Origin of the sequence: Streptomyces sp. A2-16 (genome assembly GCF_018128905.1) — a bacterium.
GTDB lineage: Bacteria > Actinomycetota > Actinomycetes > Streptomycetales > Streptomycetaceae > Streptomyces.
Map to the genome: position 1 here is coordinate 1,251,379 of NZ_CP063808.1, position 16,519 is coordinate 1,267,897.

Consider the following 16,519-nt stretch of genomic DNA (forward strand, 5'->3'; position numbering starts at 1 on the left):
GATACATCGCGTTATGGTGTGTCTCGTGCCGCCGCTCACGCCCGTCGCGAAAAAGCACGGGCGGATGAAACCGCACAAATCTAGGCTTCCTCAAAATCCCCGACGACGTGGAGACTCATATGCCAGGCGCCATCTACGCCGAAGGCCTGGTCAAGACCTTCGGTGACGTAAAGGCTCTGGACGGCGTCGACCTCGATGTCCCGGAGGGCACCGTCCTGGGCCTCCTCGGACCGAACGGCGCGGGCAAGACGACGACCGTCCGCTGTCTGACGACCCTGCTCAAGCCGGACCGCGGCTCGGCCGTCGTCGCCGGCATCGACGTCCTCAAGCACCCCGACGCCGTGCGCCGCTCCATCGGCCTCTCCGGCCAGTTCGCTGCGGTCGACGAATACCTCACCGGCCGCGAGAACCTCCAGATGGTCGGCCAGCTCTACCAGATGAAGGCCAAGCAGGCGAAGGTCCGCGCGAGCGAGCTGCTGGAGCAGTTCGATCTCGCCGACGCGGCCGACCGCCCCACCAAGACCTACTCCGGCGGCATGCGCCGGCGCCTCGACCTCGCGGCCGCCCTCGTGGTCTCACCGCCCGTGATGTTCATGGACGAACCCACGACCGGCCTCGACCCGCGCAACCGCCAACTGCTGTGGGAGGTCATCAAGCAGCTGGTCTCCGGGGGGACGACCCTGCTGCTGACCACCCAGTACCTGGAAGAGGCCGACCACCTCGCCCACGACATCGCCGTCGTCGACCACGGCCATGTCATCGCTACCGGCACCTCCGACCAGCTCAAGGCCCGCACCGGCGGCGAGCGCGTCGAGGTCGTCGTGCACGAGCGCGAGCACATCCAGGCCGCCTCCGAGATCCTGCGCGGCTTCGGCAAGGGCGACACCACGGTCGAGGACCACATGCGCAAGCTCACCGTGCCCGTCACCGGCGGCGCCAAGCTGCTCGCCGAGGTCATCCGGGAACTCGACACCCGCGGCATCGAGATAGACGACATCGGACTGCGCCGCCCCACCCTCGACGACGTGTTCCTGTCCCTGACGGGACACGTGGCCGAGGCGAAGGACGAGGACACGGGCGAGAAGTCGGACAAGAAGTCGGACAAGAAGACAGCCAAGACGGAGACGCAGGAGGACGCCAAGTGAGTGCCGTCACCGACATCGCCCGGGTCGCGGCTCCCGGCAATCCCATCGGCCGGTCCGTCAGAGACTCGCTGGTCGTCGCCAAGCGCAACCTGATCCGGATGTCCAGGATCCCGGAGATGATCATCTTCGGCCTCATTCAGCCGATCATGTTCGTGGTGCTGTTCAGCTATGTCTTCGGCGGCTCCATGAACATCGGCGGAACCACGGACTCCTCCGTCTACCGCGAGTTCCTGATGGCCGGCATCTTCGCGCAGACCGTCACCTTCGCCACCGCGGGTGCCGGCGCGGGGATCGCGGACGACATGCACAAAGGGCTCATTGACCGCTTCCGCTCCCTGCCGATGGCCCGTGGCGCGGTGCTCACCGGACGGACGCTCGCCGACCTGGTGCAGACGGCGCTGACCCTGTTCGTGCTGGCCATGGTCGCCCTGCTGGTCGGCTGGCGCACCCACACCAGCTTCGGCGAGGTGCTCGGCGCCTTCGGCCTGCTGCTCCTGCTCGGGTACGCGTTCACCTGGGTCGGCGCTCTGATCGGCCTGTCCGTGCGCACTCCCGAGGCGGCCACCTCGGGCGGGCTGATCTGGCTCTTCCCGGTGACGTTCATCTCGAACGCGTTCGTGGACTCCAGCCGCATGACCCCGTGGCTGCGGCACGTCGCCGACTGGAACCCGTTCAGCGCCACGGTCCAGGCCTGCCGCGAACTGTTCGGCAACCCCGGGGTGTCCCCGTCGGACGCCTGGCCCATGCAGCATCCGGTGTGGGCCTCGCTGATCTACTCGATCCTGATCATCGTCGCGTTCAGAACCCTGGCGGTCCGCAAGTACCGCTCGGCCACGGCATGACGGCTCGGCCACGGCATGAGGGATCGAGCAGGGCATGACAGAGCCCCCGGTGTCAGGAAGACGCCGGGGGCCCGTCGAAGGCGGACGCTCGGTCGGCCTCAGCCGTTGTAGGGCTCGGCCTTGAGAATGGTCACGGAGGCCTTCTTGCCGTTCGGCAGTTCGTACTCCGCGTCCTCGCCGACCTTGTGGCCGATCACGCCCGAGCCCAGCGGGGACTGCGGAGAGTAGGTCTCGACGTCCGCGCTCGCGTACTCGCGCGAGGCGAGCAGGAAGGTCATGGTGTCGTCCTCGTCCCCGTCGAAGGCGATCGTCACGACCATGCCGGGCGCCACCGCACCGTCCGCGGACGCCGGAGCCTCGCCGACCTTGGCCTTCTCCAGGAGCTGGGTCAGCTGGCGGATGCGGAGCTCCTGCTTGCCCTGCTCTTCCTTGGCCGCGTGGTACCCGCCGTTCTCGCGCAGGTCGCCCTCCTCGCGCGCTGCCGCGATCTTCGCGGTGACTTCCTCGCGCGCGGGACCAGACAGGTACGCCAGCTCTTCCTTGAGCTTGGTGTACGCCTCCTGGGTCAGCCAGGTGACGTCTTCGCTGGTCTGGGTCACAGGTGCTCCTCGTAGGTACTGGGAATACAAAGCATCGCCCTACCCAGAAGAATGTTCCTTCACGGATGGGCGAAACCACGAGCCTAACAATTCAGGAGCCGAAGGGGGAGGACATAAGCCATCAGAAATACGTCGGCGCAGGTCAGCGGTCACGTATCGGGGTGACGCCAGTCGACGGGATCAGTCGGCGTGACAGCCCAGCAGCTCGGCCGTGGTGCCCGGGGCCGTCGTACGGAGCGTGACGACCTTGTCGATGCGGGTGGCGTCCCCGTCGAAGCGGAAGTCGGCCCGGCCCACCTCGGCACCGTCCGCGGCCTGGGAGCGGATCGTGCAGTAGCCGGAGGTGCCGGAGTCCTTGCGGACCTCCAGATGCACCTCGACCGCGGAGGTCTTCGCGTCGAAGGCGATCACCTCGCCGCTGATCTTGTTCTGACCGACGTAGTGGTAGGCGAAGTAACCGACCAGAGCGAGCAGGAGGGCACCGAGCACGGCACCGGCGATCTTGAGCTTGTGGTCGGCACGCTCGTCCGAGGAGCGGCCGTAGCGGCCCTCGGGAAGCCGTGTGCTCGCCGTACTCATGATCGTCTCCCTGGGAAACCAAGGCCGTGGAATTTATCGCCCCCCGATTCGGTCACTATAGAAGCCGCCGTTCGCACCCGAAGACACCGGGGGCGCCGACTTACGAGGATTGAGTCTTGACTGACCAGCTGCGACTGATGGCCGTGCACGCCCACCCCGACGACGAGTCGAGCAAGGGCGCGGCCACCATGGCGAAGTACGTGTCCGAGGGGGTGGACGTGCTGGTCGTGACCTGCACGGGAGGGGAGCGCGGCTCCATCCTCAATCCGAAGCTTCAGGGCGACACGTACATCGAGGAGCACATCCACGAGGTACGCAAGAAGGAGATGGACGAGGCCCGCGAGATCCTCGGGGTCAAGCAGGAGTGGCTCGGCTTCGTCGACTCGGGCCTGCCCGAGGGCGACCCGCTGCCGCCGCTGCCCGAGGGCTGCTTCGCCCTGGAGGACGTCGACAAGGCGGCCGGCGAGCTGGTGAAGCAGATCCGCGCCTTCCGTCCCCAGGTGATCACCACCTACGACGAGAACGGCGGCTACCCGCACCCCGACCACATCATGACCCACAAGATCTCGATGGTGGCGTTCGAGGGCGCGGCGGACACCGAGAAGTTCCCGGAGTCCGAGTTCGGCCCGGCGTACCAGCCGCTCAAGCTGTACTACAACCAGGGCTTCAACCGCCCGCGCACCGAGGCGCTGCACCACGCGCTGATCGAGCGGGGCATGGAGTCGCCGTACGGGGACTGGCTCAAGCGCTGGGACGAGTCGCCGATGCGCGACCGCACCCTGACCACGCACATCCCGTGCGCGGAGTTCTTCGAGATCCGCGACAAGGCTTTGATCGCGCACGCCACCCAGATCGACCCCGACGGCGGCTGGTTCAAGGTCCCGCTGGAGATCCAGAAGGAGGTCTGGCCGACGGAGGAGTACGAGCTCGCGAAGGCCCTCGTCGATACCTCCCTCCCCGAGGACGACCTCTTTGCGGGCATCCGCGACAATGCCTGACATGAGCGCAAGCGCAAGCCTGGCAATGACGCACTTCGTGACCTTCGCCAAGGAGGTCGACGAGGACAAGGTCACCCCCGGCGTCCTCGGCTTCATCGTCTTCGCGGCGATGGCCCTGGCGGTGTGGGCCCTGATGAAGTCCATGAGCAAGCACATGGGCAAGGTCGACTTCAAGGAGACCCCGGACGAGGCCTCCGGCAAGGAGACCGCGGAGAACCCGTCGGGGAAGGCGTCGCCCGCCAAGGGCTGACCACGCGACCGCGACGGGAGGGGGCCAGGGGCCGTCCCTCCCGTCAGCGGCCGTGCTCGGCCGGCGACAGCAGCAGATGGGCCGTCTCCGCCCGCAGATGATCGGAGTGCGCCCCGGCCGGCCCGCGCCCCCGCACGAACACCTCACTCGCGTCCACGCTGACGAAACGGTGGTCGAGCACGGTGCAGCGGATGCGGCTCGTCGACGGGCCGCATCCGGATCGCCGACACCGCCGCGGGCGCCGTACCGATACCGGCGTACCCGACACCCGCCCGCCGCTCGGCGCGCAGGTGCCAGAACCCGGTGGCCCGGTCGTGCCGCGAGTACGTGGCGACCACCGGCCCGCGCAGGGGCGCCTCGCCGAGCGCGGTGAACGTGTCGGCGAAGGCATCGCGCGGCGCCGCCGTCTGCAACAGCAGCACCGAGTCCACGGTGAAGGATCGCCGCCCCTTGCCGTCCCTCGGCGGCTACCGCCGTATCCGCGACCGGGCGCACGCGATGAGCACGGAGGGGCATGCGGCCCGCCCCCCCCCGCACCACCTCGTCCATGGCACCCCCCACACCAGGCTCCCAGCCCTCGCGACCGACCGACGGACGAACCGCGAACCTCAGCCCCGTGCCCGAGCCACCCCCACCCCCATCACCTCTCGCGCATGCCGGTTCGGGACCATGCCCAGGCGCCAGGCCTGCCAGCCGGTGTCCAGGTTCACCCCGCGTTCCAGCAGCAGTCCGTACGCGCCCACGTAGTCGTCCAGTTTGTCGTCGCGTGTTCCGTGCTCGCGGCGGGCCAGTTCCGCGAGTTCCTCCTGGGCGACCGCCGCGCCGATCTCCACGCCCCCCGGTGCCGCGTACGGCAGCAGTGTGCAGCGCAGGAAACGGGCCCAGTCCTCGCCGCGCCGGTCGCCGTAGGAGGCAAACAGGGCCACCGCCTCGTCGCACAGGGCGAGAGCCTGGGGCGTACGGCCGTTGCCCGCGTCCACCACCGCCAGTTCGAGGCAGGTCCACGCCTCGCCGTGGGCGACGCCGATGCGCTGGAAGTCGGCGCGGGCGTCGACCAGGAGCTGGCGGGCGAAGCCGGAGTTGCGCAACGAGCCGGTCTGGGCGGCACGTTGGTCGCGGGTGACGCGGGCCGAGTGGTGGCGGGCGCAGGCCAGGCCGTAGACGTCCCGCATCCGGGAGAACATCGTGCGGGAGCGTTCCAGCTCGCGGACCGACAGGTCCAGGTTGCCCGTCTCCTCCAGGGCCTGGCCCAGGTAGTACACCGTCCACGCCTCACCGCGCGCGTCCTCGTTGTCACGGTGCCGGGAGGCCGCCTGGCGCAGACCGTCCACCGCCGCCGACGGGTCCCCGGCCACCAGTCGGGCCCGGGCCAGCTGGGTCAGCGCCCATGCCTCACCGCGGCCGTCGCGGGTACGGCCGTACAGGTCGAGGGCCGTTCTGAGCTCCGACTCGGCGCGCGGAACGTCGCCCATGCGCAGGGCCAGCTGGCCGAGCTGGAAGTGGGCCCAGGCCTCGCCGTGGACGGACTCCCCGGCACGGTGCAGCTCCAGGGAGCGGGTGAGGAGGTCCAGGGACTCGGCGACGCGGCCGCGGTCGCGCTCGACCGCGGCCAGGGCGTGCATCGTCCAGGCGCGGTCGGTGGCCAGCTCGGGGACGGACTGCAGGCGCAGGGCCTCCTCCAGCTTCGCCGCCGCCTCCGTCAGCTGGCCCTGGTGGTGGAGCGTGATGCCCAGGGAGCACAGGGCGCGCGCGGCGCCCGCGTCGTGATGGGCCTCCATGTAGAGGTCGACCACCGAGGTCAAGGTGGTGCGGGCCTTGTCCAGCTCGCCGAGTTGGCGGGCGGCTATACCGGTGCGCCACTGCACCGACCGCACCAGCAGCCCCTGGTCCACGGCCTGCGCCAACTCGCTGATCTCGCCGAGGCGGTAGAGGTCGCCGCGCAGCAGGCAGTAGTCGCACAGCGCGCCCAGAAGGTTGAGGACCGCCCCCTGGTTGACGCCCTCCGCGTGCCGCAGCGCCGCCGTGATGAAGCTCGACTCGTCGTCCAGCCAGCGCAACGCCTCGTCGAGGGAGGTGAAGCCGTGCGGGCTGAACCGGTCCGAGCGGGTCGACATGTTGCCGTCGACCAGACGCAGCACCGAGTCGGCGAGGTCGGCGTAGTTGACGATGAGGCGCTCCTGCGCGGCCGTCCGCTCGGCGGGCTCCTCCTCGTCCAGCAGTCTGGCCTGGGCGAACGCGCGGACCACGTCGTGGACGCGGTAACGGCTGCCGCGCACATGGTCGATGAGGCCCGCGCGGGCCAGCGCCGTCAGATGCCGCACCGCCTCGGTCTCGTCGGTGGCCAGCAGGGCGGCGGCCGCGGCGGCGCCCAGCGAGGCCCGGCCGGCCAGCGCGAGACGGCGCAGCAGGCGGCGGGCCGGCTCCGACTGGTCGGTGTAGCGGAGCCACAGGACGCGCTCGACGGGGCCGACCGGGCCGTACGCGCCGAGATCCGTGGCCAGTTGGCGCGGGGAGCGGGGGCCGAGGGCGGAGCCCGCTATCCGCAGGGCCAGCGGCAGGCCGCCGCACAACTCCCTGATCCGGTCGGCGGACTGGGCGTCGTAGGGGCCGGTGGCGGACTGCGCGACGGCGTCCAGGAGCTCCTCGGCGCCCGCCGCGTCCAGGGCGTCGACCGGGAGTTCGTGCACCTGGGCGGCGAGGTCGGACGGCAGGCCGAGCGGCTCGCGCGCGGTGACCAGGACGAGGCTGTCGGACCGCTCGGGGACCAGGGTGCGGACCTGCTCGGGGTCCGAGGCGTCGTCCAGCACGATCGTGACCGGCAGACCGGTCAGATGCTGGTGGTACAGCTCGCTCAGCCGCTTGACCTGCTGGTCCGGTGAGGAACGCTCACGGAACAGCAGCTGCTCGCGCGGGGCGCCGAGCCGGTTCAGCAGATGCAGCAGCGCGTCCCGGGTGGAGAGCGGGGACTCCTCCGGGTTGTCGCCGCGCAGGTCCACGACACAGGCGCCGCGGAAGTAGTCCTTGAGGTCGTGCGCCGCCCGCACGGCGAGGGCCGTACGGCCGCTGCCGGGCGGGCCGTGCAGCACCACCACGGTGGGCCGGGTCTCGGTGGTCGCGCGCGAGGCCTGCACCCACTGCCGGATGCGGCCCATCTCGGCCCGTCGGTCCGCGAACTCGGCGATGGGCTCGGGCAGCTGACCGAACGACTGCTCCAGCACGCTTCTGCCACGGGCCGCCGCGCTCTTGTCCGTGCCGCGCAGTCGGGGGCCGGTCTTCTTCGGTCCGGTCGACGCGTTCAGCACCCGCTGCTGGTCGAGGAAGGGCCGGATGCCCCGCACCTCCAGGGCCGTCAGCCACTGGAGGCGGAGCTGCTCCGGGCCGCCCGGCTGGCCGATGGCGCCCGCCCGGTGGTGCGCGGCCGGCAGATGCGAGCCGGCCACCTTCACCACGGTCGCCGCCGCCCCCACGACCCCCACGACCACGCCCGCGCCCAGCGCGGTGCCCGTGTCGGTGCCCAGTGCCAGGTCGGCGACGGCGGCCGCGAGCGCGGCGACCCCCGCCACCAGCAGGGGAGTTCCGGACGCCTCCTTCGCGTACCGCTGTCCGAAGGTGAGCTGACCGGCCTGTGCCTCGTCCAGCGCGTCCGTGTAGGCCTCGTACTCCTCGGCGGCCGTCTGCGCCATCGCGTCCAGCGATCCACGGGCCCGCGCGAGCAGCACGGCACCGTCGACCCGCCCGCCCGACCGCCGCACCTCCTCCTCGACGGCCCGGCCCAACAGCCGTTCGGCTTCCGCCCGATGACTGTCCCGCATGTCACTTCCCCCTCCGGCGGCAACGGCTTTCTTGGTCAAGTGTGCTGCGGACGGGGCATCGGGGCGAGAGGGCGATGCCGTCCCGGCCCCATAGGGGAGGGTTTGTCGACATCACCGTCGGGGCCGCCTGACCGCGGACCGGCCGGGTCCTGCGGCAGGATGGACCCCATGCCGAACCGACTGGCCCACGAGACGTCCCCCTACCTCCTGCAGCACGCGGACAACCCGGTCGACTGGTGGCCCTGGTCGGCCGAGGCCTTCGAGGAGGCGCGGAAGGCGAACAAACCCGTTCTGCTGAGCGTCGGGTACTCGAGCTGCCACTGGTGCCATGTGATGGCCCACGAGTCCTTCGAGGACGAGGCGACCGCCGACTACCTCAACGAGCACTTCGTCAGCGTCAAGGTCGACCGCGAGGAACGCCCCGACGTCGACGCCGTCTACATGGAAGCCGTCCAGGCGGCCACCGGTCAGGGCGGCTGGCCCATGACCGTGTTCCTCACGCCGGAGGCCGAGCCCTTCTACTTCGGCACCTACTTCCCGCCCTCGCCCCGCCAGGGCATGCCCTCCTTCCGGCAGGTCCTGGAGGGGGTCCGGGCCGCCTGGAGCGACCGGCGGGAGGAGGTCGCCGAGGTCGCCGGGAAGATCGTGCGGGATCTCGCCGGGCGGGAGATCTCCTACGGCGACTCGCAGGCACCCGGCGAGGAGCAGCTCGCCGCGGCCCTGCTCGGGCTGACGCGGGAGTACGACGCGCAGCGCGGTGGGTTCGGCGGTGCGCCGAAGTTCCCGCCGTCCATGGTCGTGGAGTTCCTGCTGCGGCACCACGCCCGCACCGGCGCCGAGGGTGCTCTGCAAATGGCGCAGGACACCTGTGAGCGGATGGCCCGCGGCGGTATCCACGACCAGCTCGGCGGTGGTTTCGCCCGCTACTCCGTCGACCGCGACTGGGTCGTGCCGCACTTCGAGAAGATGCTCTACGACAACGCCCTGCTGTGCCGTGTCTACGCCCACCTCTGGCGCGCCACCGGCTCCGATCTCGCCCGCCGGGTCGCCCTGGACACCGCCGACTTCATGGTGCGTGAACTGCGCACCGCCGAGGGCGGGTTCGCCTCGGCGCTCGACGCCGACAGTGACGACGGGAGCGGGAAGCACGTCGAGGGCGCGTACTACGTGTGGACGCCGGAGCAGTTGCGCGAGGTGCTCGGGGAGCAGGACGCCGAGCTGGCCGCCGGGTACTTCGGGGTTACCGAGGAGGGCACCTTCGAGCACGGGCAGTCCGTGCTGCAACTCCCGCAGCAGGACACCGTGTTCGACGCCGACAGGATCGAGTCGATCCGGCGGCGGCTGCTCGACGCGCGTGCGCTGCGGCCCGCGCCGGGCCGGGACGACAAGGTCGTCGCCGCGTGGAACGGGCTGGCGATCGCCGCGCTCGCCGAGACCGGGGCGTACTTCGACCGTCCGGACCTGGTGGAGTCCGCTGTGGGGGCCGCCGATCTCCTCGTACGGCTGCATCTGGACGAGCAGGCCCGTCTGTCCCGTACCAGCAAGGACGGTCAGGTGGGTGCCAACGCCGGGGTGCTGGAGGACTACGCCGATGTGGCCGAGGGCTTCCTCGCGCTCGCGTCGGTGACCGGGGAGGGGGTCTGGCTCGACTTCGCCGGGTTCCTGCTCGACCATGTGCTGAGCCGGTTCACGGGGGAGGACGGCGCTCTCTTCGACACCGCCGCCGACGCCGAGCGGCTGATCCGGCGGCCGCAGGACCCGACCGACAACGCGGTGCCGTCCGGGTGGACGGCCGCGGCCGGGGCGCTGCTGTCCTACGCCGCCCAGACCGGGGCCGAGCCCCATCGTGCCGCCGCGGAGAAGGCGCTGGGGGTGGTCAAGGCGCTCGGGCCCCGGGTGCCCCGGTTCGTCGGGTGGGGGCTCGCGGTGGCGGAGGCGTTCCTCGACGGGCCGAGGGAGGTCGCGGTCGTGGGGCCGTCGCTGACCGATCCGGCGACAAGGGCCCTGCACCGTACGGCACTTCTGGGGAACGCGCCGGGGGCGGTGGTCGCCGCGGGGGCTCCGGGCGGCGACGAGCTCCCGCTGCTCGCCGACCGGATCCTCGTCGACGGTGAGCCCACCGCGTACGTCTGCCGGCACTTCACCTGTGACGCGCCTACGACGGACGCGGAGGCGTTGCGGGTGGCGTTGGGCGGTTAGCCTCCGCCAGGGCGTTCGCCACGATCGCCTCCAGCTGCTCGTGGTGGGCGCCCTTCCAGTACGCCTTGCCGCACTCCTGGCATTGCGCGAAGACGTCGTACGACCGCTCGGTCCCGCCCTCCAGCCGGTCCGCGACCTGTTCCTTGGTGGCCTCGCGCAGCAGGCCGTTGCAGGCCGTGCAGCGGGTCCAGGGGCGCAGGTCGGGGCGGAAGCGGTCCAGGACGTCGCGGAGTTGGTCCTCGGGGCGGGTGCTGTAGACGAAGGCGCCCGCCCAGAGTTCCCTGCGGTGCAGCAGGCCCCGGTCGCGGCTGAGCAGGACCCGTTTCTCGGTCGCCGAGCGGGTGGCGAGGGCGGGGTCGCCGATGTCCGTCGACTCGTACGCGGTGTCCACGCCGAGCAGGCGCAGGCGGCGGGCGAGGGTGCCGAGGTGGACGTCGAGGAGGAAGCGGAGCGGGGCGCCGGGGACCTGCTGGGGGCGGGTGACGGGGCTGATCTCCACGCTGTCGCCCGCGGCGGGGACGTAGGACCTCGGGACCTCGCGGCCGTTGACCCGCAGGGCCCCGACCTCGGTGAGCGGGACGCCGGTCGACTCGACGACATGGCCGAGGGAGGAGACGCCGTCGGTGGTGAGGGGGGTGGCGCCGCTGCGGCGTCCGTGCGGGACGAAGAGGGCCAGGCCGGGGGCGAATTGGATGTGGATCTCCGGTGCGCTCACCCGGTCAGGATGCCATGCGGGACGGCGGTGACCTCAGGGTTTTTTCGTGGGCAGGCCGCGCTCGATGACCGTCAGGGCACGGTCGAAGAGGTCGGCGAAATCGTCCTGGAAGTCGTTCTCGGCCCAGTACAGGGAGACCTCCGCGAGGCCGCCGATGAGGCACATCGTGTAGACCCGGACCTCCAGGCTGTCCCCGGGCCGGCCGGTGCGCTCGGCGACGGCCTCGCCGAGCATCCGGCCGGTGACCGACATGCTCTCGAGCATCCGGGAGCGCACCGCGGGGACCTGGACCATGAGGTGGGAGCGCAGCCGGGTGGCCTCCGCGTCCTCCGCGAGCCCGACCTCGATGGCCTTGCGCATCACGTACCGCAGGGACTCCATCCACGGCTCGTCGGCGGGCCGGTTGCGGAGTTCCTCCAGCAGGATCGGGTCGTACTCGTCCGTGAGGACGATGTCCTCCTTGGTGGGGAAGTAGCGGAAGACCGTGGACGGCGACACCTCGGCACGCTCGGCGATCTGCTCGACCGTGGTGGCCTCGTAGCCCTGTTCCCGGATCAGGGCGTAGGTCGCGTCGCGGATCGCCGTACGGGTCTTGATCTTCTTCCGCTCGCGAAGTCCCAGTTGGGGGCTGTCGGAGAGGGGGAAGGAGCGTGCCGGTGTCATGGGAGTCATTGTCGGGCATCGGCCTCCTCGGCAGCCATGTCCGGGTCCGTGGAGGTCTCGGTGGGACGGGGTGTGCCCGGCAGGAAGGCTGCGGCGAGCAGCGCGGCGACGAGGGCCGCGATCCCGCAGACCAGCAGGACGACGCCCATGCCGTGGACATACGCACTGTTTGCGGAGGCCAGCAGTTCGGCCGAGCCGGTGTGCTGGGCGACCATGTGCGCTGCGACCACGGATTCTCCGGCGGTATCGGCGGCGCCGGCGGGCAGCCCGGTGACGTCCAGGCGGTCGCGGAAGACACCGGCGAGCAGGCTGCCGAGCAGGGCGATGCCGATGGCGCCACCGACCTGGCGCATGGTCATGAGGAGCCCGGAGCCGCTGCCGGCGCGGTCGCGGGGCAGGGCGCTGAGCGCGCCGTTCATGGCGGGGATGAGGGAGACGCCGAAGCCGAAGCCGGTGAGGGAGAGCCACAGCGCGACGAATCCGTAGCCGGAGTCGACCGTCGTACGGCTGCCGAGGAGTCCGGCGAAGGCGAGGACCACCAGGCCCGCGCTCACGGTGGCGCGGGCGCCGAAGCGGGCGACGACCTTGGGGGCGAGGCGGGAGGCGAGCAGCAGTCCGCCCATCATCGGCAGCAGGCGGACGCCGGTGCCGAGGGCGTCGTGGCCGAGGACGGCCTGGAGGAAGGGCGGGAGGACGAACAGCAGGCCGGACAGGATGAAGTTCACGAGGGTCGCGGCGGTCGTGTTGAGGAGGAAGCCGCGGTGGGTGAGCAGGGCCATGTCGAGCATGGGGCGTTGGATCCGGCGTTCGCGCAGCACCAGGGCGGCGATCAGCAGGACGGACGCCGTGAGCGTGCCGAGCACCAGGGGATCGCCCCAGCCTCGGGCGGGTGCCTCGATGATCGCGTAGACCAGAGCGCCGAGGCCGGTCACGGTGAGCGCGGTGGAGAGGGTGTCGACCTTGGGGGAGGCGGGGTCGCGGGTCTCGGGGAGCAGGAAGACGCAGGCGGCGATGCCGATGGCGGCCATCGGGACGTTGACGAGGAAGACGGAGCCCCACCAGAAGTGGTTCAGCAGCCAGCCGCCGATGATCGGGCCGAGCGGCAGGCCGAGCGCGGAGGCGGCGGAGACGATGCCGACGGCCTTGGTGCGTTCGTCGGGGGCGAAGAGCGTGGGCAGAACGGAGAGCGCGAGCGGAGTGACGAGCGCGCCGCCGACTCCCATCACCGCGCGGGCGGCGATCACCGCGTTCACCTCGCCGGCCAGGGCGCCGACCAGTGATCCGGCGAGGAAGATCCCGAGTCCGGTGATCAGCATCCGGCGCCGGCCGAAGCGGTCGCCGAGGAGTCCGGCGGGGAGCATCAGCGCCGCGAAGACGACGACGTAGGCGTCGGCCATCCACTGCTGGGCGCCGGTGCCGGCGTCGAGGTCGGCGGCCATCGTCGGCAGCGCCACGTTGAGGATCGTCAGGTCGAAGCCGAGCGTGAGCATGCTCGCGACGAGGGCGGCCAGAGCCCACCAGCGACGGGGGTCCGGAGTGATGGTTTCCATGAAATGGGAGTAACTCTCAAAAGCTAGGGACTATCAATCGACTTCGGCATGCAAAAAGGGCCACAGCTCGGAAGCTGTGGCCCTCGACAACGCGGGACGGTCTATGTGTGCTGGTACGCCACCAGTGAGATGCCGACGTAGTGGACGGCGAACGCGGCCACGGTCAGGGAGTGGAACACCTCGTGGAAGCCGAACCAGCGCGGTGACGGGTTCGGCCGCTTGATGCCGTAGATCACGCCGCCCGCGCTGTAGAGCAGGCCGCCGATGACGACCAGGACCAGGACCGCAACCCCGCCGGCGCGCATGAAGTCGGGCAGGTAGAAGACCGCGGCCCAGCCCATCGCGATGTAGCAGGGGGTGTAGAGCCAGCGCGGGGCGCCGACCCAGAAGACCCGGAAGAGGATGCCGGCCACCGCGGCGCCCCAGATGCCCCACAGCAGCCAGCGCCCCTTGCTGGCCGGCAGGAGCAACATGGTCAGCGGGGTGTAGGTGCCCGCGATGATCAGGAAGATGTTGGCGTGATCCAGCCGTCGCAGGACGCCGTCCATGCGGGGACTCCAGGTACCCCGGTGGTACAGCGCGCTGACGCCGAACAGCAGGCAGGCGGTCAGGGCGAAGATGCCGCACGCGATCCGGCCTCTGGTGGAGTCCGCGAGGGCGGTGAGCACCAGTCCTGAGACCAGGGCGGCCGGGAACATGCCGAGGTGCAGCCAGCCACGCAGTTTCGGCTTGATGGGCTCGGCCAGGTCGTGGGCGTGCTGCTTGATCTGGTGGGGCAGGGACGGCGGTGCGTCGGCGTCGGGGGCGGGCGGCGTCATGCCCGGCATCGTACCTACGGAGCCGTAAGTTACGCATGAGTACGGCGCCGGAACGACCGAGAGTGGCCATCCTCTCACGGGAGTTGACCAGTAAAGAAACGGTCGACTGAACGCTAAGTGCACGCAAATAAACGCGCTGTGTACAGGGAAAGCGTGGCGATCCTCACTCCGCTCACCTGTGATGCCCTCTGGACAGATGGGCGCTTCGGTCGGATGATCAAATGAGTGCGGTCGGCACCGGATGAGCGCCAAGGTCACCACCGAAGCGGCGCGACAAGCATCCGGGTCGCAGCCCCCACGGGGCCTCCAAACAAAAAATCCCTCATCAAGGAGCAATCGTGGCGCGCGACATCGCGGCTCCCCCCGTCATCCCCACCCAGCACAAGGAACTGATCTCGTGGGTGAACGAGATCGCTGAACTGACGCAGCCGGACAGCGTGGTCTGGTGTGACGGATCCGAAGCGGAGTACGAGCGCCTGTGCGAGGAGCTCGTCGCGAAGGGCACCTTCAAGAAGCTCGACCCGATCAAACGCCCCAACTCCTACTACGCGGCCTCCGACCCGACCGACGTCGCGCGCGTCGAGGACCGCACCTTCATCTGCTCGGAGAAGGAGGAGGACGCGGGGCCGACGAACCACTGGAAGGCGCCGGGGGAGATGCGGGACATCTTCGCCGGGGACAAGGGCATCTTCCGCGGTTCGATGAAGGGCCGGACGATGTACGTCGTCCCCTTCTGCATGGGCCCGCTCGGCTCGGACCTCTCCGCGATCGGCGTCGAGATCACCGACTCCGCCTACGTCGCGGTCTCCATGCGCACCATGACCCGCATGGGACAGCCGGTCCTCGACGAGCTCGGCGACGACGGCTTCTTCGTCAAGGCCGTGCACACCCTGGGCGCCCCGCTCGCGGAGGGCGAGGCGGACGTCCCGTGGCCGTGCAACTCCACCAAGTACATCTCGCACTTCCCGGAGTCCCGCGAGATCTGGTCCTACGGCTCGGGCTACGGCGGCAACGCCCTGCTCGGCAAGAAGTGCTACGCCCTGCGCATCGCGTCGGTGATGGCCCGAGACGAGGGCTGGCTCGCCGAGCACATGCTCATCCTCAAGCTCACCCCGCCGCAGGGCGAGTCGAAGTACGTCGCCGCCGCCTTCCCGAGCGCCTGCGGCAAGACCAACCTCGCCATGCTGGAGCCCACGATCTCCGGCTGGACCGTGGAGACCATCGGCGACGACATCGCCTGGATGCGCTTCGGCGAGGACGGCCGCCTCTACGCGATCAACCCCGAGGCCGGCTTCTTCGGCGTCGCGCCCGGCACCGGTGAGCACACCAACGCCAACGCGATGAAGACGCTGTGGGGCAACTCCGTCTTCACCAACGTCGCCCTCACCGACGACAACGACATCTGGTGGGAGGGCATGACGGAGGAGACCCCGGCCCACCTCACCGACTGGAAGGGCAACGACTGGACGCCGGACTCCGACGTCCCGGCCGCCCACCCCAACGCCCGTTTCACCGTGCCCGCCTCGCAGTGCCCGATCATCGCGCCCGAGTGGGAGGACCCCAAGGGCGTGCCGATCTCGGCGATCCTCTTCGGCGGGCGCCGCGCCTCCGCGGTCCCGCTGGTGACGGAGTCCTTCGACTGGAACCACGGCGTCTTCCTCGGCGCCAACGTGGCCTCCGAGAAGACCGCCGCCGCCGAGGGCAAGGTCGGCGAGCTGCGCCGCGACCCCTTCGCCATGCTGCCGTTCTGTGGCTACAACATGGGCGACTACATGGGGCACTGGGTCGACGTGGCCAAGGGCAAGGACCAGTCGAAGCTGCCGAAGATCTACTACGTCAACTGGTTCCGCAAGAACGACGAGGGCAAGTTCGTGTGGCCCGGGTTCGGCGAGAACAGCCGCGTCCTGAAGTGGATCGTGGAGCGGCTGGAGGGCAGGGCCGAGGGCGTCGAGACGCCGATCGGCGTGCTGCCGACCAAGGAGGCGCTCGACACCAAGGGCCTCGAACTGTCCGGCTCCGACCTGGAGTTCCTGCTCACGGTCGACAAGGAGGTGTGGCGGGAGGAGGCGTCCCTGATTCCCGAGCACCTCAACACCTTCGGCGACCACACGCCGAAGGAGCTGTGGGACGAGTACCGGGCGCTGGTGCAGCGCCTGGGCTGATCCCCCCGTAAACCCCCGTGGCCGGCCCCGATGGGAGCCCTGACCCGTGATCGTCACGGGCCGGCCGCGGGTGGCGGCACGAGGGACTGTCCGTCGGCATGGTCCGCCGGACAGGACCTGAGTCACGAACGGCCCCGCACAATGGCGTGCGGGGCGTGCTGCCCGCTCACCCGCCGGGATGGATTCC

At 70.3% G+C, this 16,519-nt stretch carries 14 protein-coding genes; 6 read left to right on the forward strand and 8 right to left on the reverse strand.

Annotated features, from left to right (window positions below; translation table 11 throughout):
* The first annotated feature begins 119 nt into the window (after positions 1-119).
* Together IOD14_RS05885 and IOD14_RS05890 are read left to right on the forward strand one after the other, a co-directional pair.
* Entirely contained in the window at positions 120-1,145 is a 1,026-nt protein-coding gene (locus tag IOD14_RS05885) for an ATP-binding cassette domain-containing protein (protein WP_212669810.1), read from the forward strand.
* Entirely contained in the window at positions 1,142-1,987 is an 846-nt protein-coding gene (locus IOD14_RS05890) for an ABC transporter permease (protein WP_212669811.1), read from the forward strand. The genes IOD14_RS05885 and IOD14_RS05890 overlap by 4 nt, the downstream gene beginning before the upstream one ends.
* 98 nt (positions 1,988-2,085) lie before the next feature.
* Here the strand turns inward: IOD14_RS05890 and greA are convergent, their stop codons facing one another.
* Together greA and IOD14_RS05900 are read right to left on the reverse strand one after the other, a co-directional pair.
* Positions 2,086-2,586, reverse strand: a complete 501-nt coding sequence (gene greA, locus IOD14_RS05895; RefSeq protein ID WP_123991357.1) for a transcription elongation factor GreA — start codon at positions 2,584-2,586, stop codon at positions 2,086-2,088.
* Positions 2,587-2,766: 180 nt separating this feature from the next.
* Positions 2,767-3,165, reverse strand: a complete 399-nt coding sequence (locus IOD14_RS05900; RefSeq protein WP_123991358.1) for a DUF4307 domain-containing protein — start codon at positions 3,163-3,165, stop codon at positions 2,767-2,769.
* Positions 3,166-3,302: 137 nt separating this feature from the next.
* Here IOD14_RS05900 and mca point away from each other — a divergent pair, with 137 nt between their 5' ends.
* Positions 3,303-4,163, forward strand: coding sequence for a mycothiol conjugate amidase Mca (gene mca / locus IOD14_RS05905; protein WP_174269324.1), 861 nt, complete (start codon positions 3,303-3,305; stop codon positions 4,161-4,163).
* Complete coding sequence (locus IOD14_RS05910; RefSeq protein ID WP_123991360.1) at positions 4,156-4,413, forward strand: hypothetical protein; 258 nt, start codon at positions 4,156-4,158, stop codon at positions 4,411-4,413. The genes mca and IOD14_RS05910 overlap by 8 nt, the downstream gene beginning before the upstream one ends.
* A 143-nt stretch (positions 4,414-4,556) precedes the next feature.
* Here IOD14_RS05910 and IOD14_RS05915 read toward each other — a convergent pair whose 3' ends face one another.
* Together IOD14_RS05915 and IOD14_RS05920 are read right to left on the reverse strand one after the other, a co-directional pair.
* Positions 4,557-4,835 (reverse strand): hypothetical protein, encoded by a 279-nt coding sequence (locus IOD14_RS05915; protein WP_249125846.1) that lies wholly within the window; start codon positions 4,833-4,835, stop codon positions 4,557-4,559.
* Positions 4,836-5,021: 186 nt separating this feature from the next.
* A complete protein-coding gene (locus IOD14_RS05920; protein ID WP_212669812.1) occupies positions 5,022-8,225 on the reverse strand; it encodes a tetratricopeptide repeat protein in 3,204 nt (1,067 codons plus the stop codon).
* 168 nt (positions 8,226-8,393) lie between these two features.
* Between IOD14_RS05920 and IOD14_RS05925 the strand changes: the two genes are divergently transcribed.
* Positions 8,394-10,424: a thioredoxin domain-containing protein gene (locus IOD14_RS05925; protein WP_212669813.1), complete on the forward strand. Its 2,031-nt coding sequence runs from the start codon at positions 8,394-8,396 to the stop codon at positions 10,422-10,424.
* On the opposite strand, the gene IOD14_RS05930 is transcribed toward IOD14_RS05925, so the two are convergent.
* The 4 genes from IOD14_RS05930 to IOD14_RS05945 all read right to left on the reverse strand — a co-directional run bounded on the left by IOD14_RS05930 (position 10,381) and on the right by IOD14_RS05945 (position 14,170).
* On the reverse strand, positions 10,381-11,139 hold the full coding sequence (locus IOD14_RS05930; RefSeq protein ID WP_123991363.1) for a Mut7-C RNAse domain-containing protein: 759 nt from the start codon (positions 11,137-11,139) through the stop codon (positions 10,381-10,383). The genes IOD14_RS05925 and IOD14_RS05930 overlap by 44 nt on opposite strands.
* A gap of 33 nt (positions 11,140-11,172) precedes the next feature.
* Positions 11,173-11,802: a TetR family transcriptional regulator gene (locus tag IOD14_RS05935; RefSeq protein ID WP_123991364.1), complete on the reverse strand. Its 630-nt coding sequence runs from the start codon at positions 11,800-11,802 to the stop codon at positions 11,173-11,175.
* Positions 11,803-11,807: 5 nt separating this feature from the next.
* Positions 11,808-13,352: a DHA2 family efflux MFS transporter permease subunit gene (locus IOD14_RS05940; protein WP_212669814.1), complete on the reverse strand. Its 1,545-nt coding sequence runs from the start codon at positions 13,350-13,352 to the stop codon at positions 11,808-11,810.
* 101 nt (positions 13,353-13,453) lie between these two features.
* Entirely contained in the window at positions 13,454-14,170 is a 717-nt protein-coding gene (locus tag IOD14_RS05945) for a hemolysin III family protein (protein ID WP_212669815.1), read from the reverse strand.
* 338 nt (positions 14,171-14,508) lie between these two features.
* Here IOD14_RS05945 and IOD14_RS05950 point away from each other — a divergent pair, with 338 nt between their 5' ends.
* Positions 14,509-16,332, forward strand: coding sequence for a phosphoenolpyruvate carboxykinase (GTP) (locus IOD14_RS05950; protein ID WP_123991367.1), 1,824 nt, complete (start codon positions 14,509-14,511; stop codon positions 16,330-16,332).
* Positions 16,333-16,519 lie beyond the last annotated feature (187 nt).